Source organism: Rhizobium sp. SG570 (assembly GCF_012275345.1).
In the GTDB taxonomy this organism is placed as follows: domain Bacteria; phylum Pseudomonadota; class Alphaproteobacteria; order Rhizobiales; family Rhizobiaceae; genus Rhizobium; species Rhizobium lusitanum.
Genome location: NZ_JAAZQI010000004.1, coordinates 1 through 19,483 on the forward strand (window position 1 = coordinate 1; position 19,483 = coordinate 19,483).

A 19,483-nucleotide genomic window follows, 5' to 3' on the forward strand; every position below is an offset into this window, starting at 1 on the left:
CCAATCTGATCCGGACCCATTTCCTGAACTCATCGGTGCTTCGCCATCCACGCCAGTTCCTGCGCAACCTTTCTCGCGTGCGCCTGCTTGGTCGCAACCTGCGAAGTGAATTCTTCGGCGTCCGCGCAGCCGGATAAGGCACACGCGTCGCTTTCGCTCAACGAGGTCTCGATCAATGCCGGCTGATGCAACAAGACATAGATACGCCGCCCTGGACGCCATGCGCGGCCTGGCGGCATTCGCCGTTGTCGTCTACCATCTCGACAGGCCCTATGCGCCATCAGCCTATATCGCGGTCGATTTCTTCTTCGTTCTCAGCGGATTTGTGATCGCCAGAGCCTATGGCGAAAAGCTTGCCGGTGGCATGACCGTCCTGGCCTTCATGAAGGCTCGATATATACGCCTCTATCCGCTCTTTTTGATCGGCAGCGTCTTTGGCCTTGTTCAATTGTTGTTGCACTGGCAGGCCGCAGGCGTCGGGCGCGCCGATCTCTTCGCAAGCATCTTGTCGACCGTCTTCATGCTGCCTTCGCCGAGCTTCCTGACCCGTTCGGCCGGAGACCTCTGGCCGCTCTATCCGCTGAATGGGCCGGCCTGGTCGCTGTTCTGGGAGCTGCTGGCAAATCTGGTATTCGCGCTCGTGCTTTTCAGATTGAAAACGCGAACACTTATCGCCATTGCCGCTGTTTCCCTGGCGGCGCTGATCGCTTCGGTCTTCGTTCACAGATCGCTTGACCTCGGCTGGGAATGGCATTCGGTTGATGGCGGCCTCGCCCGCGTGTTTTTCTCATTCACCCTTGGCATGATCATCTACAGGCTCCGAAGCCTTTCCGGGCTCGGGCGAACAGCAAATACCTACTTCGCCGTCCTACCGATCGCGGCGATTTGCATTCTGTTGTCCCTGCCCACCTCTTCGCTGAAATATGCGCTGATATTCTGCATCCTGATCTCGCCGCTCATCGTCCTTGCCGGCACGATGCTTGAGCTTCCGGCCAGTTTGCAGCGGATCGGCGTTTTCCTCGGCTATCTCTCCTATCCGATCTACATGTGCCATCGCGGCTTCACCGAGATCTACGGCCATGTTTTCGGTGCGATTCAGTCGCAGCCCCTTGCCTATATTGTTCTCTATCTCGCGTTGATTTCCGTCATAGCATTTGCCTCGGCGCAGCTTGCCACTCTGCTCGTCAAATATGCATCATCCTGGAAAAGCGAGACCAAGGGAGTAAGCGCCAGCACGCCCGGCGAATAGCTCTTGGCAAAGTCAGGTGTGAACGGCAGCAAGCGCGATGGCATCGGCGACTTCATCGCGGCGCTCTGAAAGATTGGCGGTCGCAACGCGCAAGTGGCTGCTGGGCAGGATGGAGAACTTGGCGCCTGGATGCACGGCTATGCCCCGCGCCGCAAGCGTCACCATCGCGAAGGGTTCGGACGAGACTGGTATCCAGGCGCACAACCCTTCTCCGTGCAACGCTTTCACACCGCGCTCGCCAAGCGCATCGATCAGACCGGCGCGGCGCTCGCGGTAGGTTTTGCGGGCATGGTCCAGGCACGCCTCAGTCGCCGAATCCCGCAGCAGCCAGGCGGCAGCCGCCTGCAGGATACGGCTGGTCCAGCCGGAACTAAAGCTGCGATAGGACTGGATCTGGTCGATGATCGCGCGCGAGCTCGAGAGCACCGCGAGGCGCAGATCCGGCCCGTGTGTTTTCGAAAATGAGAGAATATGGATGACGCGGTCGGGGAAAAGATGTCCCATGGAATGACGCGGAGCCGTCGAGATATCGGCTACACCATCGTCTTCCACGATCAGCGTGTCCTTATCGCGAAGGACGCCGGCAAGACTTGCCATGCGCGCGGGGCTGACACTCTGGCCGGTGACGGAATGTATGCGCGGCTGAAAGACGAAGGCGACCGGCCGGTACTTCAGCGCCTCCTCCAGCGAGGACGGCAGCGGCCCTTCCTCATCGCATTTTACCGGAATGATGCGGGCGCCACGATCCTCCAGAATATCCAGCAGCCGCATGCCTGTGGGATCCTCGATGGCGACCGAGGCGCCGGGCATGACGAGAGCGTTGATCAAAGTATACACGGCGTTATAGCCGCCATTGGTCGCCAGGAAGGCTTCGGGCTCATAGGGCCAGGCCTTCCTCACCTCCTCCTCCAGCTCCGGCAGGATACGGCTGCGCTCGTAACTGTTGAGGTTCTCGGCCGAGGCGCCATAGGCCATCGCCGCCTCCAGCTTCGGCAGCAGCCGGACATCGGGAACGGCGGCCGTTAGATCCAGCACATCGTCACCATAGTCCCCCGCACTTGCAAGGCGGGCGGGCTTGGCGACGAAACGGTCGCCGCTGACCCAGGTGCCGTTCCTACCGCGCCCACTGATGATCTTCTGGCGCCTGAGCTCGCTCCAGGCCTCCGACAGCGTCGCTGGACTGATGCCGAGCGCAAAGGCCAGATCGCGGATCGGCGGCAATTTGGTACCGACAGGCAGCGCGCCCGCGCGGATCAGCGCACTGGTCTCGATCGCAATGCCGCGAATCGTCCGATCGTTCAATTTTTCGGCAAACCACTTCGCGTCCCGATTTTCGCCCATTTCCGCGCCATCTTTTAATGTTCAATAACGTAATAACATTTGATTGACCCATATTGAACATTTACTCATCTGGAAAACAAGTTTTCTCGTGAGTGAATATCCATGCCCCTTACTCTCCGCCTTGCCCTCCGTGACTGGGACTACATGACACCGTTGGTCCTGGGTGACGTCTCCTCCCCCAAGCTCGATCTCAAGGTCGACCGGGTCGGCACGCTCATCTCGCATGTCGGCAAGAGCGATGCCTATGACGCGGCTGAAACCTCCTTCAGCCGCTATACGCAATTGCGCATCGACGGCGACGAGAGCGTCGTCGGCATCCCGAATTTCATCATGCGCGGTTTCCGCCACCGCTGCGTCATCACCACCAAGGACAGTCCGATCACGACCTTCGGCCAATTGGCCGGCAAGCGCATCGGCGTCACCGGCTGGCGCGACTCCGGCAATACCTGGACGCGGGCAGCACTCCGCCGCGAGGGTGTCGGCGTCGAGGACGCCATGTGGTATGCCGGTCGCCTCACCGAAGCTCATCCGATCGTCGACCGTCTCGATGGCTTCGGCCGTCCCGGCCGTATCGAGGCAGCCCCCCGCGAGAGGCCGATGGTCGACCTTCTGAAAGAAGGCGGGCTCGACGCGATCTTCACGCCCTTCATGCCGGACGGCTATTTCGCCGGCGACTCCGCTTTCCGCCAGGTCCTTTCGGATTTCCGCAGCGCCGAGCGTCGCTATTTCGATGACGTGGGCTATGTACCGGGTATGCACCTGATCGGATTGAAGGCCGAAATCGTCGCCGAACATCCCTGGGTGATTGGCGAGCTGAGTGCGTTAATCGATGAATCGCAGCGCGTGTGGCTGAACAAACGGCGGAAATATGCCGACACGACGCCCTTCATGCTCGACGAACTGCTGAAATCGGCGGCCGAGCTGCCGGAGGGCTGGGATGCGAGCGGCTTTGCGGCCAATCGCAAGATGATCACAGATTTCGCCGGCGAGTTGCATGTGCAGGGGATCCTGCCGCGACTGATGACGCCGGAAGAACTCTTTCCGTTCGACATCGATGGCAGCCGGACGAGCGCGGCGTAACCATCGGCTGAAATTCAAAAATGCAAAGCAAAAAAGGGGAACACATATGTCGCTGAAGAAAATGACCTACCTTGCCGTGGCAAGCCTGATGATCTCGGGTTCCGCCTTTGCAGAGGACGCGAGCTTGCCGAAACTCTCGGTCAACGCGGACCTGCATGCCAAGCTGCCGGAAGCTCTACGGACCTCCGGCAAGATGATCTCCGTCAATAATGGTTCATTCCCTCCCTATGAAATCGTCACCGGCACCAAGCTCACCGGCGCCAGTGCCGATCTGACCGATGCTATCGGCGAGATCCTCGGGGTCAAAATCGAACATGAGAGCGTCAGCGGCCTGCCCGCCATTCTCGCAGGCATCAATTCCGGCCGCTATCAGTTTGCCTTCGGTCCGATCGGCGATTTCAAGAGCCGCGAGGAAGCCAATGATTTCGTCGACTGGGTGCAGGAATTCGTTGTCTTCGCCGTCCAGAAGGGCAATCCAAAGGCCATTACCTCGCTCGACAGCGCCTGTGGCCAACGCATCGCCGTCATGGCTGGCGGATCGGCCGAAAAGGTGATCCAGGCCCAGGCCGAGAAATGCAAGACCGATGGCAAGGGCGCGATCGAGATCCAGTCCTTCACCGATCAGCCAAGCTCGATCCTCGCCGTTCGCTCGAAGCGCTCCGACGCCTTCTTCTCGTCGCAGGCACCGCTCACCTATTTCGTATCGCAGGCAAACGGCCAGCTGGAACTGACCGGCGTCGGCCAGAAGAACGGCTTCGAAGACCTCTATCAGGGCGCCGTGGTGCCGAAGGGCTCGCCGCTAGGGCCCGTTCTCAAGGATGCCGTCAAGCTTCTGATTGATAATGGCACCTATGCCGCCATCATGAAGAAATGGGGCCTTGAGAACAACATGATCAAGGAACCGGGTATCAATCTTGGCGGGACGTTGCCGAAATGAGTACGAACACCGGAGATATCGCATCGCCGTCCGGCGATGCGGCCGAGCGGGATGTGGCGAATGCCCATAAACCGTTTCCGAAGGGTCGCGTCGCGGCCTGGGCCGTCACCCTTGCGATCGCCGCCTATTTCGCCTGGTCGGTCGCCAACAACGAGAATTTCGGCTGGCATGTCGTCGGCCAGTATTTCTTCGATCCCGTCGTCATCAGCGGCCTTTATGTCTCGCTTGGCCTGACTGTCGTCGCCATGGCGTTCGGCATCGTCCTCGGCCTGCTGCTGGCGGTCGCCCGCTTGTCTAAGGATGGGCTCGCAAGCTCGCTCGCCTCCCTGTTCATCTGGTTCTTCCGCGGCACGCCGCTGCTCGTGCAGCTGATCTTCTGGTATAATCTCTCGACGCTTTTTCCGACGCTGTCGATCGGCATTCCCTTCGGCCCGACCTTCGTCAGCTGGGACACGAATTCCGTCATCAGCCCGATGACGGCGGCCATCGCTGGTCTCGCGCTCAATGAAGCTGCCTATATGGCGGAGATCATCCGCGGCGGCCTTCTCTCGGTCGACAGGGGCCAGTTCGAAACGGCCGAAGCCTTCGGCATGACCCGGGCCCGCGCCCTCCGCCGCATCATTATCCCGCAGGCGATGCGCTCCATCGTGCCGCCAACGGGCAATCAGCTCATCAGCATGATCAAGGCGACCTCGCTCGTCAGCGTCATCGCCATGGCCGATCTGCTCTATTCCGTGCAGTCGATCTACAACCGCACCTTCGAAGTCGTCCCGATGCTGCTTGTAGCCGTCCTCTGGTACCTGCTGATCACGTCGGTGCTGAACATCGGCCAGAGCTATATCGAGCGCTACTATAGCCGCAGCGACCGCCGCACCGGCACTGCCACCGCAGCAAAGGACGATACTCCGATGCTGGCTCCGGCACAGGAGGCGGGCCAATGAACGCCAACATCAACCTGCCGCCGCTCGTGCGCGCTCGCAATGTCCACAAGTCCTTCGAGCATCTCGAAGTCTTGAAGGGCATCGACCTCGATGTCGCGCCAGGCGAAGTGGTCGTCATCCTCGGCCCCTCCGGCTCCGGAAAATCTACCTTCCTGCGCTGCATCAACCATCTGGAATCGATCAATCGCGGTTCGATCGAAGTGGATGGAGAACAGATCGGTTACCGCATGAACAAGGGCCGCCTCGTGCAGCTCTCCAATCATGCAATCGCGCTGCAGCGGCGCAAGATCGGCATGGTGTTCCAGCAGTTCAACCTCTATCCGCATATGACGGCCCTGCAGAACATCATCGAAGCACCGGTCGGCATCCACGGCGAAAGCCGGAAGCAGGCGACGGACAATGCGCGGGCACTGCTCAACCGTGTCGGCCTTTCAGCCAAGGCCGACAACTATCCGCGACAGCTATCCGGCGGCCAGCAGCAGCGCGTGGCAATCGCAAGAGCGCTGGCGATCAAGCCGAAGCTGATGCTGTTCGATGAGCCGACCTCGGCGCTCGATCCGGAACTCGTCGGCGAAGTGCTGGCCACCATGCGTGATCTCGCCAGCCAGGGCCTGACGATGATCGTCGTCACCCACGAGATCGGCTTTGCCCGCGAAGCCGCCGACCGGGTCGTCTTCATGGATGGCGGCAAGATCGTCGAACAGGGCAAGCCGGAGGATGTCATCGGCAATCCGCAGCATCCCCGCACCAGAAGCTTCCTGTCGCGCTTCATCTAGCGCGGCGGCATTCGATCCCCTTTGAAGCCGCCCCGCCGAGGCTGGACGGCGGCTCTAGCGAACCATTGGAACAGCCATGACCCTCGACAACGATTTCGCCCGCCTGTCGGATTTCGAGCCGATGAAGGCCGAATTGATCGGCATCCGGCAGCACTTTCACGCCAATCCCGAGCTTTCCTTCGAGGAGGCGGAAACCGCCCGCTTCGTCGCCGAAAAACTGGAAGCCTGGGGCTACGAGGTGACGCGCAATGTCGGCGGCCATGGTGTCGTCGCCCGGCTGACGGCCGGGGCCGGCAAGAAGAGCATCGCCATCCGCGCCGACATGGACGCCCTGCCCATCACCGAGCAGACAGGTCGCCCCTATGCCAGCACGACGCCGGGAAAGATGCACGCCTGCGGCCATGACGGCCATACGACCATGCTGCTGGGCGCTGCCGAATATCTCGCCCGCACCCGCCGCTTCAACGGGACGGTGAACCTGATCTTCCAACCAGCCGAGGAAGCAGGCGCTTTAAGCGGCGCTCCAGCGATGATCAAAGACGGGCTGTTCGAGCGCTTTCCTTTCGACGTCATCTTCGGCCTGCACAATCATCCCGGCGCGCCGGAAGGCACCTGGCTGATACGTTCGGGACCGCTGATGGCGGCGGCGGATACGGCCGAGATCACCATAACCGGCAAGGGCGGCCATGCCTCTCGCCCGCACCTGACCATCGATCCGGTCGTGGTCGCCTGCAACCTCGTCGTCAGCCTGCAGTCGGTCGTCTCCCGCAGCATCGACCCGACGCAGACAGCGGTCGTCACCGTCGGCTCGATCCATGCCGGCGAAGCGTCAAATGTCATTCCCGAGAGTGCCAGGATGCTGCTCAGCATCCGCTCCTTCGATCCGAAGATACGCGAACTCCTCGAAGCCCGAATCCGCAAGCTGGCGCAATCCGTTGCCGAAGGCTATGGCGCCAGTGTCGAGGTCGACTATGCCCACGGCCATCCCGTCGTCGTCAATTCGGAGAAGGAAACCGAATTCGCGCGCATGGTGGCAGAAGAGCTCGTGGGCGCCGACAAGGTCACCACATGCAGCCTCATTCCCGGCAGCGAGGATTTCTCCCACTATCTGGAACACAAGCCCGGCAGCTTCCTGCGCCTCGGCAACGGCGTCAATTCCGCAATCCTGCACAGCGCCAAATATGACTTCGCCGATGAAAGCCTCACCGTCGGCGCCGCCATGTGGGCGCGACTGACCGAGCGCTATCTCGACGCCTAGGCAACATTGCGAACCTGCCCAGACTCTCGCAGCGGATCGGCCCTGACCATTGGTCGGGGCTGATCGAAATCCAGATGCGAGATGATGGAAAAAGTGTCGGCAACAGGCGCCGTCAGAGGGACACCGTCAAGTCAAAGAGATCCCTCGAAACCCGTTACTTATCCAGGGATCCGAGACCATCGGACGTGGCCGGTGCGGTGTTCTCAGGAGTCTCCGTCTGCAGCCCGGTCTTCAGCTGCGAGTCATGAGACTGCATCAGCCGCCATTCGCTTTCCAGACGATCAATCACATCCGTAGGAATCTCATTTCTTACGTTTTCGAACTCTTGCATCACGACCTCCATTGCCATGCGATAATGGCATGACATGGAAGAGATTCTTTGTAAATCAAGGCATTAAAAAATTTAAACGATTAAAATTACTTTAATCGTTTGAAATCCTTTCGCTTGTGGACAACGGCTCTATCCTGATCGAACTTCAGTCAATTCCATTCATAAAGCCGCTCATTTCAGAGCAGAATCATTCGCCTTGTCCACCGCAAAGGCACCATTGCTGTTACGGAGCGCCGATGGCTGCCTTCGAGCGTCGAACTCGAAATCCTGTGCGCGCCAGATCGAATCGTGCTGCTCGCGCATGGCATCGGCCGATTGGCGAACGACCTCGGAAATCCGCGTGAGCTGCTTGGCCAAGGGGCTCGTCTTGCGCCAGATCATGCCGATCGTTCGTGACGGTTGCGGACTTTGGAAACGCACGGCCGACACCGATGCCGAGCGTGTCTCCACCGCCACCGCCATCTCCGGTATCAACGTGACGCCGATGCCGGCGCTGACCATCTGCACCAGCGTCGAGAGCGAACTGCCGTCCATAAGCTCTCGTGGGAGCGCCGACTGTATATTACAGAAAGATAGGGCCTGATCGCGAAAGCAATGGCCTTCCTCCAACAGCAGCAAGCGCATTTCGCGCAGCGCTTCCCGATTGGGCACCGGCTTGCCTTCGTCCTCGCTCGGTCGCACCAGCACAAAGTTTTCCGCAAACAGCGCGACCTCTGTCAAGGTCGGTTCGGAAACAGGCAGCGCGACGATGGCCGTGTCGAGCCGGCCTTCCGCCAGTTCCTCGACCAGCTTCGACGTCAGCGTCTCGCGCACATGAATGTCCAGGCCGTCATACAGGCTGGTGAGATTGCCGATGATGGTGGGCAGCAGATAGGGCGCGACCGTTGGGATCACGCCGATCCGCAGCCTCCCGACTGGCTGGTTATGGGAAGCGCGCGCCAGATCACCGAGCTCGTCCACCGAGCGCAGAATATTGCGAACGCGCACGGCGAATGCCTCTCCAAAATTGGTCAACCGAACCTGGCGCGCGCCCCTCTCGAAGAGGTCGGTGCCGAGCTGCTCCTCCAGTTCCTTGATCTGCATCGACAAGGCGGGCTGGGAGATTGCACAGACATCGGCCGCGCGCCCGAAGTGACCATGCTTTGCCAGGGCTTCGAAATAGCGAAGCTGCTTGAGGGTGAGATTTGTCATAACTTTACCTTATCGCACCGATCAGGAAATCCAACTTAAATTAATGGAACGGCTTGGCTATAGTGCGCAAGGCGAATACGAGATGTCGCCGCATGTCATACCAAGCTCACATTGGGAGCATTGACTGCAAGAGCTCATCGATGCCCGGGTCGGTCGAAAACCTGGGCGTCGGGATTGGTCTGCTTCCGGACGGTCCGCTTCGCGGGAGGTCAGAATAACGAGAGATTCCATGCGCATGACATGTCGTCATCGCGCCGAACATGAAACCGAATTGCTGCCCAAGAGGTGACGACACCTCCACCGGGCGGCGCAGTTCAAGCCATCATAAGGGAGAAAATTATGGATACAAAAGTTGAAAACGCTGGCAAATGTCCGTTTCCGCACGGCAACACAAGCGTCTCGGCCAGATCGAATCGCGACTGGTGGCCGAACCAGCTGAACCTTAGGATTCTCCATCAGGGCTCTTCCCTGTCGAACCCGCTGGACAAGGCATTCAACTATGCCGAGGAATTCAAGAAGCTCGACCTCGAGGCCCTGAAGAAGGACCTCTTCGCGCTGATGACGGATTCGCAGGAGTGGTGGCCGGCCGATTTCGGCCATTACGGCCCGCTCTTCATCCGCATGGCCTGGCACAGCGCCGGCACCTACCGCACCGGCGACGGCCGCGGCGGCGCCTCCTCCGGCACGCAGCGCTTCGCACCGCTCAACAGCTGGCCGGATAACGTCAACCTCGACAAGGCCCGCCGCCTGCTCTGGCCGATCAAGCAGAAATACGGCAACCGCATCTCCTGGGCCGACCTCATGATCCTAACCGGCAACTGCGCGCTGGAATCCATGGGCTTCAAGACCTTCGGTTTCGGCGGCGGCCGCGATGACGTCTGGGAACCGGAAGAAGACATTTATTGGGGTGCGGAAGACACCTGGCTTGGCGACAAGCGCTACAGCGGCGACCGCGACCTCGAAAATCCGCTCGCGGCCGTGCAGATGGGCCTCATCTACGTCAATCCGGAAGGCCCGAACGGCAACCCTGATCCGCTCGCGGCTGCCCGCGACATCCGCGAGACCTTTGCCCGCATGGCGATGAACGATGAGGAAACCGTCGCCCTCATCGCCGGCGGCCATACCTTCGGCAAGACGCATGGTGCCGGCGATGCCGCTCATGTCGGCCCCGAGCCGGAAGCTGCCGGCATAGAAGAACAGGGCCTCGGCTGGAAGAGCAGCTTCCGCAGCGGCAAGGGCGGCGACGCGATTGGCAGCGGTCTGGAAGTGACCTGGACCTCGACGCCGACCAAGTGGAGCAACAACTTCTTCTGGAACCTGTTCGGCTACGACTGGGAATTGACGAAGAGCCCGGCCGGTGCGCACCAGTGGACCCCGAAGCATGGCGCAGGCGCCAACTCGGTGCCGGACGCACACGACAGCTCCAAGCGTCACGCCCCGGCCATGCTGACCACGGACCTCGCCCTGCGCTTCGACCCTGCCTACGAGAAGATCTCCCGGCGCTTCTTCGAGAACCCGGATCAATTCGCGGACGCTTTCGCCCGCGCCTGGTTCAAGCTGACGCATCGCGACATGGGTCCGCGCGCCCGCTATCTCGGCCCGGAAGTTCCGACGGAAGAGCTCATCTGGCAGGATCCGGTCCCGGCCGCTAATTATGCCCTGATCGACGCCAACGATATCGACGCGCTCAAGGGCGAGATTGCTGCATCGGGCCTCACCATCCCGCAGCTGGTTTCGACCGCTTGGGCTTCGGCTTCGACCTTCCGCGGTTCCGATAAGCGCGGCGGTGCAAACGGTGCCCGTATTCGCCTTGCGCCGCAAAAGGATTGGGAGGCCAACCAGCCGGCCCAGCTTGCATCCGTGCTCCAGACGCTGGAAGGCATCCAGAAGAAGTTCAACGATGCGCACGCCGGCGGCAAGCAGGTCTCGCTCGCCGATCTGATCGTCCTCGGCGGTTCCGTCGCCATCGAACAGGCTGCGAAGAAGGCCGGGCACGATGTGGTCGTGCCCTTTACGCCGGGCCGGACCGACGCATCGCAGGAACAGACGGATGTCGAAGCCTTTGCCGTTCTCGAGCCGATCGCAGACGGGTTCCGCAACTATCAGAGGGGCATATACACCGTTTCCTCCGAAGAGCTGCTGATCGACAAGGCGCAGTTGCTGACGCTGACGGCACCTGAAATGACCGTCCTCGTCGGCGGCCTGCGCGCACTGAACGCCAATGTCGGACAGACTCAGCATGGCGTCTTCACCAAGCGCCCCGAGGCATTGACCAACGACTTCTTCGTAAACCTGCTCGACATGAGCACGGAGTGGAAGGCGGTTTCGGATGCCAAGGACGTATTCGAAGGACGCGACCGCGCAACCGGCGACGTGAAGTGGACCGGCACCCGCGTCGATCTCGTCTTCGGCTCCAACTCGCAGCTCCGCGCGATCGCCGAGGTCTACGGACAGGGCGATGCCGAGCAGAAATTCGTGCGAGACTTCGTGGCAGCCTGGACCAAGGTGATGAACGCCGATCGCTTCGATATCGCCTGATGTGAAGTAGAAGCATGCTCGGACGCGGCCCGGTTCAGGTCGCGTCCGAATATCGCATCGTGACTATCTTCGAAATTATCCCGGCAGATCGATTTCCTCGCGGCACATCCACGGCTTCAAACCATGAAGCGGACTGGAATGTTATGTTTTGGTACCCGCCAGATCAGCCCGGTACGGCAGCAGCGTCCTGGCGTCTGCCTCTTTCAATCCACGCATTCAACCGCGCGCGAGCTGGCTGTTCGATCAGATGGTAGCTGGCTGCCGCGCAGCAAATAGCCAGGACCAACGCGATAGGCTTCGGCAGCAGATCTTGTAGCATGGCGATATGGAACGGCTGTTGCCATAAATAGAGCGAGAAGGACATTCGCCCGATTTGCCGGATGACGGAGCCTTCGAACAGCGCTCGGGAAAGACGGGTAGAGTCCCCGATTGCGCAAACAGCGATCGCCAATAGCAAAGTTTTTGCACCGAAGAACAGCCAGGCGACATCGCCGAACAGGCGCGCAACCAGACCGCCGAAAAGTGCCAACGGCATTATCCACCTTATCGCCGGCCGTTTGAGGCGCTCACCAAATAGCAGGAAGACTGCCGCTGAAATCAGCATGGGTGCCGCAGCCACGTCGGTTGGCCAGAAGACGATAAACGGATCCCGCCCATAGATGTCATATTGCACAATGCCGTTAGCGAGCGCCGCAAGGCCCAATGCAAGAATGGTGAGCCCGATGAACCGAACAGCGGCTCCGCGAAGCAGCAAGGCCATGAGGGCAAGCAACACATAGCTATGCTCCTCGACGCATAATGACCAGATGTGATCAAAAACCGGTATGAAGGTGCGACTTTCGATGATGACGTAGTTCAATGTGAAGGTGAGCGCGGACAAGACGCCGGTGACGCCGGGTGCCAGCGGCGTTTGGGAAAGGAGGACAGCGCTTGCAAGCACGAAGGCCAACAAAGCGGGATAGACCCGGCTGAAACGACGGAGGAAGAAAAGCCGCAGGGGCATTTTCCTTACAAAGAGAATTTCAGCCATGAGGCGGCCTGAAAGGACGAAGAAAAGGTCAACGCCAGCCGATCCGAGATCGGGAAGATAGCTGTCACCGCCAAAGTGCCCGATGAGCACCAGCAAGACAGCAAGTCCGCGCCAGCCGTCAAGTGCCGGAATATGAAGTTGCTTTTGAATTTCGGACATCAAAGGCTGCCGGATTGTTCATCTCTAGCGCCACCTTAAGATGTCCATATTAATAGATTTGGCATGCTCCACTATCCAAGATAAGCAAAATACTTCCTGGGAGAGAGTTTTCTCATTGTACAAATCCCGGATAGGCTTGGCTTACAAGGGCATAGCAACCTATTTCGCTGACTTTGATTGCAGGCAATGATTGTCGAGATCATTGCCTGCAGTCTTAGCCGATCAGAGCAGGGCAGTTTGGCCTATACGACGGCGAAAGCAGCCATGCGCGAGGACGCATCGGCACGATTGCGTCGCCGGTGCAGATCATCAGGTCAGCCGGCTGGGCGCAATTGCAGGCGCGAAACGCCGGCCGCGACATTCAGCCCGGTTCCTGCCTCGGCGCTCAGCGGCTGCAGCGCGAAATTCTTCGAGTTGCCGCCGACGAGGGCGTTGGCACCGAGACCGAGACCGACGGAAGCGCCGGCGGAAGCGCCGACATAGGTGCCGGCCAAAGCGCCTTCACCGACGCGGGTTGGTGCGGTATTGACGACGATCCAGCTGAGATACGTCTTGCGGGTGACCCCGATGTCGATACCAAGCTTGCCGATCGTACCCGTGTAGCGTTCGACCTTGCCTGTTCGCTGCTTGAAGGTGCAACTGATGTCCTTGCTGGACCCGATAATCATGCCGACGCCGCCCGCAACCTCGCAGGACAGCGTTCCAAGACGCTGCTTTGGCTCGGAGGCAACCTGTACTGGCTGTTTTTTGGGATGATGCGTGCTGGCGGCCGAAGCCACCGAGCCAAGAGCAACGGAAATGACCGCTGCCGCGATGATGATCTTTTTCATGACTTATCCTTTGGCGGTTTGAGCGCCGCGGTCAGCCCGGCCCGCGGCCCGGAGGTCGATGCACCGATCTCGGACCGGCCGGGCGGTCCTCGATCTGTGTGGAGGACGATATGGTTGATGATCCGAAGCCCGGCATATTCGCCGGCAATCGAGAGCGCCCGCTCACGCGCCTCATCGGATGGCGCGTCGCCCGACAGAACAATCGCGCCCTCTACGGCGCTAACGTCGATATGCGCATCTTCCAGCCCATCGGCATAGGCAATCAAGCAGCGGATGGCCGCGCAGGTCGCGCAGCTATCCGACGAAATCGTCAGCGATGAGAGCCTGGCTAGAAAGAGCATCGGAAAGCCTCGGCGAGATCGAAAGAGTGGATGTTGGCGCGCTTGTCAGCGCAGCGCGTTCCTGACAGCGTCCTTGGCCTTGCCGAACTTGGTCTGGATCTTCCCTTCGACCTTTTCGACAGCGCCTTCGGCCCTCAGCCGATCGTTACCGATCAGCTTTCCGGCGACCTCCTTGATCGATCCGCTTGCTTCCTTGGCTGCACCTTTGACACGGTTCTTATCCATTGTCTTGCCTCCTTGGTTTTTTCAAAAGAAGAGGCATCGGTTTTCAACCGAGGCCGTAACAATGAAGTAGGGCGGCATGGTATGCGCTTGCAGAGCAGGAACTACTATTTGTACTAGTAGAAAATAGCCTTTTTGAGGCTTGCAATGCCGATTCTTCGGTCCAGCGCCCAGACCGAAGCGGAATGACCTCCCGTCAGGTCGATTTTCCAGTCTTCATGGGCATCGACATGCCTGTGAAGCCACGTTCCCTCGCCCATATGACGACAGCGGAACGACGGTTTACGCCGATCTTCGCGTAGAGCGACGCAACATGGTTGCGGATCGTGTTCCTGGAAAGGTGCAGCGTTTCGCTCATCTCGACGTCGCTCTGGCCGCGGCAAATCAAAGCGAGAACTTCCCTTTCCCGTTCGCTGAGATCGAGGAGTTGCGCCGAGGGACCCTTGCCGTTCGAGACCTGCCGCAAAGTCGCGAGGCGATCGACAATGGAACGACTGAACCACGATGTATCGGTCATCACGCTCTCGATAGCCTCAATCAGCTCGGCTTCGCTGCGGCTGCGCTCGGTGACATCCTGCAACGACCAGATGACACATTGCTGGTCGCTGATCTCGACACGCTCGGCAGAGACAAGGCAGTCGGCCATCGAGCCGTCCTTCTGCTTCATGCGCAAAACCTCGTCGCGAAGCGGCATGTTATCGACAAGCTTCTTTTCCATGGCGCGCCGGGCTGCAACATCATCCCACAGGCGCAACTCGCTTGCGGTCTTTCCAATAATCTCCTGGAGGCTGTAGCCCGAGAGCTGGGCAAAGGCATCGTTGACTTCGGTGAAGACGAAATCGCCCAATCGAGAAATGGCCGCCGGCGCCGGCGAGAGCCTGAATGACTTGGAGAACCGCTCCTCGCTTTGGCGAAGTGCGTTCTGGGCCTTTCGCCGTGCATCGAGATCGGCGAAAGTGAACAACATGCACGGCTCCTCGCCGACAGCGATGGGCTCGCCCGCTATGATGACCAGCCTATCGCCGCCACTCGGAAGCGGGATCAGGGCTTCACGCTGACGGATCAGCCGGCCTTCCACCAGCTTCGCCAACGCATCCTCGCCCGTATCGCAATTGGCAAACAGGCCCATCTCATCGACAGTTTTTCCAATGACGTCTTCCTTGGCGTAATTCGTCATCTCGACGAAACCCTGGTTGACGCGGATGAAACGAAGATCATCGAGACGGCAGATCAGACCGGGTGCCGGGTTGGCATTGAAGGCCCGCTCGAAACGCTCTTCCGCCTCGAAAAGCGGCGTCTCGTCACGAATGACGAGCGCAAGCACATCCGGGCGGACTCCGGCATCCGCAATGATCAGGCTGCGGACGGTGTGGACCCAGACGAGATCCAGATCGGCGGCGGGCGATATTTCGACTGTGACCTCATCGACCGTCTCGCCGCACACCAGCCGCTCGATCGGATATTGGCCCTCGTCAAGCAGATGATTGTTGCGGTAGCGCAGCGTGAAGGCCTGCCGGTAGCCGGCGGCATCGCCACCCAGCTCCTCGATCGTCGACACCCTGTGCATCCGCAATGCGGCGCTGTTTGCCCAGGAAATAGCGCCTTCAGGGTCTATCAGGATGATGCCGTCGCTCAATCCGGCGACAAGTTCGCGCAATACGTTTCGATTGACGTTCGGCGGCTGCGGCCCATCGCTCATGAGGATCCTCATCTTGCTACTGGCAATTTAGATAGGGAGGCCAGCCGAGAAGAGAAGCTACAATGCGCTCGTAAGAGCAAGCACGGAAAATTACGAAAGCCTGCGGCTCATCATCGAGTAATCGATGCAGGCCGAAGGCGCCGCATTTTGCAGAAATAGCGGCAGAGCGAGGGAATGGACCGGGATTGTCAGCGCATCGAGCGTCGCCGTCTGCTCGGGTGAGAGCTGAACATCAAGTGCGCCGACGTCATCATCGAGCTGTTCCAAGGTATGCACACCGATAATGGTTGACGATACACCGGGCCGCGCCAATGCCCAGGCAAGGGCCACCCGGGCAGTGGTTGTATCGAGCTCAGCCGCAATGCGGAGCAGAGCGTCGACGATTTCAAGACGTTGCGCATCGGGTTGTCGTGCCAATGGCGATGCGCGATCGGACATGAGGTTTCCGATGTTCTTGCGAGTGTATTTTCCGCTAATGAGCCCGCCATTCAGCGGCGAATGCGAGACGACGCCAAGCCCCATTCCACGTGCCATGGGAATGAGCTCGCTCTCAAACAGCCTGGCGGCCAGCGAATATTCGATCTGCAGACCGACGAATGGCGCCCAGCCATGAAATTGCGCGATCAGCTGCGCGTGCGCGACTTTCCAGGCCGGCGTATCGGAAATGCCGAAATAGCGCAGTTTCCCCGATTGAATGAGGTCATTCAATCCTGCCAACACCTCGTCGAGGGGCGCCTGCATGTCCCAATTGTCAAGCCAATAAAGATCGAGATAGTCCGTGCGCAACCGCCGCAAGGTTTGTTCGCATGCCTCTATGATGGCTTCGCGACCCAGCCCCACGCCCTGCTGATCGACGCCGAACTTGGCAGCCATGACGAGCCGGTCGCGTTTGATCGAGTTCCTTGCGAGGTAATTGCCGACAACCGTCTGGGCATCCGGTTTTGCGTCACCCCTGCCCGTATCGAGATAGTTGCCGCCGAGATCGAGATAGTGATCGAGGATCGCCGCGGGCTTCTTGACGCGCGACTGCCAAGCGAAGCCTTCGCCGAAAGTCATGGTTCCCAACGCAAGCGGACTGACACGCAAGCTCGAACGGCCGAACGCGGCATAGTCATCAAGATGCATTCTTTGTCCCCCGACCCACCTGGAAGCCAATACTCAGCCTCCCTTACATATCTAATGTTACGGGAAAACAGGAATTAGACGGCAATTCACGATTTTACTATTCGGGAATCCGGATAATGGGCCGGACTCCTCCAACAAGTCGGATGGAAACGGAAGACCACGCCTCTTTCCGGGCGTCAAACTATGCCAAGGTGATGCCGCAACGCGCAAGTGTCTGCCATTCATGAACAGCGGACATGACTGCAATCGGAATTGCCCATCTTAACGCGGCGACTAGCCTCGGCTAGTCTTTCGTCCGATAATGGCAATTGCGCGCAGCGCTTATCGGTAGATGATAAACAAGGCGGACGAAACATGAAGACCATTGGCTATGCTTGCACCTCAGCGGATGCTCCGCTCGAGCCTTACAGCTTCGAACGACGTGCGCCGCTCGCAAACGACGTGGTGATGGAAATCACCTATGCCGGGATCTGCCATTCGGATATCCATATGGCGCATAATGACTGGGGCTTCACGCTCTATCCGCTGGTTCCGGGTCATGAAATCGTTGGCCGTGTCATCGCGATCGGCAGCGACGTCACCAAGTTCAAGGTCGGCGATCACGGCGCGGTCGGCTGCATGGTCGACAGCTGCCAGCATTGCGACCAGTGCCGCCGCGGCGAGGAGCAGTTTTGCCGCGAAGGCAACACCGGCACCTACAGCGTCCCAGACCGTATCGACGGTTCGATCACCAAGGGTGGCTACTCCAAGCATATCGTGGTGCGCGAAGAATTCGTCTGCACCGTGCCCGAGGGCATGGACCTGTCCCGCACCGCGCCGATCCTGTGCGCCGGCATCACCACCTATTCGCCGCTGCGCACCTGGAACGTCGGCCCGCATAGCCGCGTCGGCGTCATCGGCATGGGCGGTCTCGGCCACATGGCCGTCAAACTCGCCGCGGCGATGGGCGCAAGGGTAACAATGATCTCGCGCTCGCCCGACAAGGAAAAGGTCGCCCGCGAAATCGGCGCCGACGACTTCCTGATCTCGACCAATGCCGGGGCGATGCAAGCCGCGGCCAACGCCTTCGACCTGATCATCGATACCGTCCCGGTCAAGCACGATCTCGATGCCTACATGCCTCTGCTCGACGTCGACGGGACGCTTGTTATCGTCGGCCAGGTCGGCCCCTGGGGCGAGGTAAACGGCCTGCCTTTCCTGATGGGCCGACGTCGCGTCGCGGGCTCGCCGATCGGCGGCATGCGCGAAACGCAGGAAGTGATCGATTTCTGCGCGCGCAAGGGCATTCTTCCGGAGTGCCGGATCATCCGTCCGGAGCAGGTCAACGAAGCCTTCGCGACCCTGCAGCGGGCCGATATTCCCTTCCGCTTCGTGATCGACATGGCGTCTCTGTCGGTTCCGGAAGCAGCCTGACAGGGCGCCTCGGCGCAGCGAACTTGGACTCTCATCCTTAAATCCCGGCCGCGTCATGGCGGCCGGGTTTGGTCATATTCGTTGATGACGGGATCAGCCTCGGTAACGCAACGCGTCGACCAACAGGGAGAACGCCGCCGAAGGCTGCCGGCGGCTCGGATAGTAGAGATGATAGCCGGAAAACGGCGTGCACCAATCGTCCAGGACGCGCACGAGCCGCCCAGCCGCCACATCCGCGGCGACATGATCTTCCATCACAAAGCCCAGCCCCAATCCCGCTCTCACGGCACGCACGATCATGCCGACATTGTTGAAGACAAGCTGACCGTCGACGCGGACGCGGACCTCGCGCCCGTCCTTTTCCAGCTCCCAGGCATAGAGGCCGCCGGCAGTGAGCAAACGCAGATTGATGCAGTTGTGATCAGCCAGATCGTTTGGCGTCTCCGGCGCAGGATGCCTGGCGAAATAGGCCGGGGAGCCGACGACGACCATGCGGATGTCGGGACTGATCTTGACCGCGATCATGTCCTTGGCGAGAGCTTCCCCAAGCCGGACCCCGGCGTCGAACCGATCGGCGACGATATCCCGCAGACCGGAATCGATGCTAAGCTCGACGCGGATATCGGGATATTGCGACAAAAGCCTTTCAAGCGCCGGCCATAGAACAGTCGTGGCGGCATGCTCCGCCGTGGTGATGCGGATCGTACCGGCGGGTTTTTCGCGCAGTTCGCGTAGAGAGGCGAGTTCGGCGCCGATGCTTTCCAGCGCGGGCCGAAGCGTGGCAAGCAGCCGCTCACCGGCTTCGGTCAGGGCCACGTTTCGGGTCGTGCGTGTCAACAGGCGCACGCCCAGCCGCGCCTCCAAACGCCACACCGTATGGCTGAGGGAGGATTGCGACGTGCCGAGCCTGGCGGCGGCACGCGTAAAGCTCTTCTCTTCGGCCACGACAGCAAAGGCGTTCAGGTCGACCAGCTCCTCTCGCTGCATTTATGAACTCCTGATATAATTTTATGCCATTGATA

Annotated in this window: 18 protein-coding genes; 8 read left to right on the forward strand and 10 right to left on the reverse strand. The window is 59.9% G+C overall.

What is annotated here, in order from left to right; translation table 11 throughout:
• Positions 1-175: 175 nt before the first annotated feature.
• Positions 176-1,249: an acyltransferase gene (locus FHT28_RS09905; protein ID WP_168596134.1), complete on the forward strand. Its 1,074-nt coding sequence runs from the start codon at positions 176-178 to the stop codon at positions 1,247-1,249.
• 12 nt (positions 1,250-1,261) lie between these two features.
• On the opposite strand, the gene FHT28_RS09910 is transcribed toward FHT28_RS09905, so the two are convergent.
• Positions 1,262-2,590 carry a PLP-dependent aminotransferase family protein gene (locus FHT28_RS09910; protein ID WP_168596135.1) on the reverse strand — a complete coding sequence of 443 codons (1,329 nt, stop codon included), beginning with the start codon at positions 2,588-2,590 and terminating at the stop codon, positions 1,262-1,264.
• A 102-nt stretch (positions 2,591-2,692) separates the two neighbouring features.
• Between FHT28_RS09910 and FHT28_RS09915 the strand changes: the two genes are divergently transcribed.
• The 5 genes from FHT28_RS09915 (at position 2,693) to FHT28_RS09935 (ending at position 7,582) form a co-directional block, all read left to right on the forward strand.
• Positions 2,693-3,670 (forward strand): nitrate ABC transporter substrate-binding protein, encoded by a 978-nt coding sequence (locus FHT28_RS09915; protein ID WP_168596136.1) that lies wholly within the window; start codon positions 2,693-2,695, stop codon positions 3,668-3,670.
• A gap of 46 nt (positions 3,671-3,716) precedes the next feature.
• A complete protein-coding gene (locus FHT28_RS09920) occupies positions 3,717-4,607 on the forward strand; it encodes an ABC transporter substrate-binding protein (protein ID WP_037192540.1) in 891 nt (296 codons plus the stop codon).
• A complete protein-coding gene (locus FHT28_RS09925) occupies positions 4,604-5,548 on the forward strand; it encodes an amino acid ABC transporter permease (RefSeq protein ID WP_168596137.1) in 945 nt (314 codons plus the stop codon). The genes FHT28_RS09920 and FHT28_RS09925 overlap by 4 nt, the downstream gene beginning before the upstream one ends.
• The gene (locus tag FHT28_RS09930) at positions 5,545-6,324 is read left to right on the forward strand and encodes an amino acid ABC transporter ATP-binding protein (RefSeq protein WP_168596138.1); all 780 of its coding nucleotides are present in this window, start codon (positions 5,545-5,547) and stop codon (positions 6,322-6,324) included. The genes FHT28_RS09925 and FHT28_RS09930 overlap by 4 nt, the downstream gene beginning before the upstream one ends.
• Before the next feature lie 76 nt (positions 6,325-6,400).
• On the forward strand, positions 6,401-7,582 hold the full coding sequence (locus FHT28_RS09935) for a M20 aminoacylase family protein (RefSeq protein ID WP_168596139.1): 1,182 nt from the start codon (positions 6,401-6,403) through the stop codon (positions 7,580-7,582).
• A 154-nt stretch (positions 7,583-7,736) separates the two neighbouring features.
• Here the strand turns inward: FHT28_RS09935 and FHT28_RS09940 are convergent, their stop codons facing one another.
• Positions 7,737-7,913: a hypothetical protein gene (locus tag FHT28_RS09940; RefSeq protein WP_168596140.1), complete on the reverse strand. Its 177-nt coding sequence runs from the start codon at positions 7,911-7,913 to the stop codon at positions 7,737-7,739.
• 171 nt (positions 7,914-8,084) lie between these two features.
• Complete coding sequence (locus FHT28_RS09945) at positions 8,085-9,104, reverse strand: hydrogen peroxide-inducible genes activator (protein ID WP_168596141.1); 1,020 nt, start codon at positions 9,102-9,104, stop codon at positions 8,085-8,087.
• A gap of 339 nt (positions 9,105-9,443) precedes the next feature.
• Here FHT28_RS09945 and katG point away from each other — a divergent pair, with 339 nt between their 5' ends.
• Positions 9,444-11,642 (forward strand): catalase/peroxidase HPI, encoded by a 2,199-nt coding sequence (katG, locus tag FHT28_RS09950; protein ID WP_168596142.1) that lies wholly within the window; start codon positions 9,444-9,446, stop codon positions 11,640-11,642.
• Positions 11,643-11,805: 163 nt separating this feature from the next.
• Here the strand turns inward: katG and FHT28_RS09955 are convergent, their stop codons facing one another.
• From FHT28_RS09955 to FHT28_RS09980, 6 genes are all read right to left on the reverse strand, one after another.
• A complete protein-coding gene (locus tag FHT28_RS09955; protein WP_168596358.1) occupies positions 11,806-12,831 on the reverse strand; it encodes an acyltransferase in 1,026 nt (341 codons plus the stop codon).
• A 314-nt stretch (positions 12,832-13,145) separates the two neighbouring features.
• On the reverse strand, positions 13,146-13,661 hold the full coding sequence (locus tag FHT28_RS09960) for a DUF992 domain-containing protein (RefSeq protein WP_037192556.1): 516 nt from the start codon (positions 13,659-13,661) through the stop codon (positions 13,146-13,148).
• Positions 13,658-14,002, reverse strand: coding sequence for a BON domain-containing protein (locus tag FHT28_RS09965; RefSeq protein WP_080760456.1), 345 nt, complete (start codon positions 14,000-14,002; stop codon positions 13,658-13,660). The genes FHT28_RS09960 and FHT28_RS09965 overlap by 4 nt, the downstream gene beginning before the upstream one ends.
• A gap of 45 nt (positions 14,003-14,047) precedes the next feature.
• Positions 14,048-14,227 carry a CsbD family protein gene (locus FHT28_RS09970; protein ID WP_037193245.1) on the reverse strand — a complete coding sequence of 60 codons (180 nt, stop codon included), beginning with the start codon at positions 14,225-14,227 and terminating at the stop codon, positions 14,048-14,050.
• 193 nt (positions 14,228-14,420) lie between these two features.
• Entirely contained in the window at positions 14,421-15,923 is a 1,503-nt protein-coding gene (locus FHT28_RS09975; protein ID WP_168596143.1) for a helix-turn-helix transcriptional regulator, read from the reverse strand.
• 90 nt (positions 15,924-16,013) lie between these two features.
• Positions 16,014-17,048 (reverse strand): aldo/keto reductase, encoded by a 1,035-nt coding sequence (locus FHT28_RS09980; RefSeq protein WP_037192563.1) that lies wholly within the window; start codon positions 17,046-17,048, stop codon positions 16,014-16,016.
• 354 nt (positions 17,049-17,402) lie between these two features.
• On the opposite strand from FHT28_RS09980, the gene FHT28_RS09985 reads away from it, so the two are divergent.
• Positions 17,403-18,461, forward strand: coding sequence for an NAD(P)-dependent alcohol dehydrogenase (locus tag FHT28_RS09985; RefSeq protein ID WP_113108877.1), 1,059 nt, complete (start codon positions 17,403-17,405; stop codon positions 18,459-18,461).
• A gap of 93 nt (positions 18,462-18,554) precedes the next feature.
• Here FHT28_RS09985 and FHT28_RS09990 read toward each other — a convergent pair whose 3' ends face one another.
• Positions 18,555-19,448: a LysR family transcriptional regulator gene (locus tag FHT28_RS09990; protein ID WP_168596144.1), complete on the reverse strand. Its 894-nt coding sequence runs from the start codon at positions 19,446-19,448 to the stop codon at positions 18,555-18,557.
• Positions 19,449-19,483 lie beyond the last annotated feature (35 nt).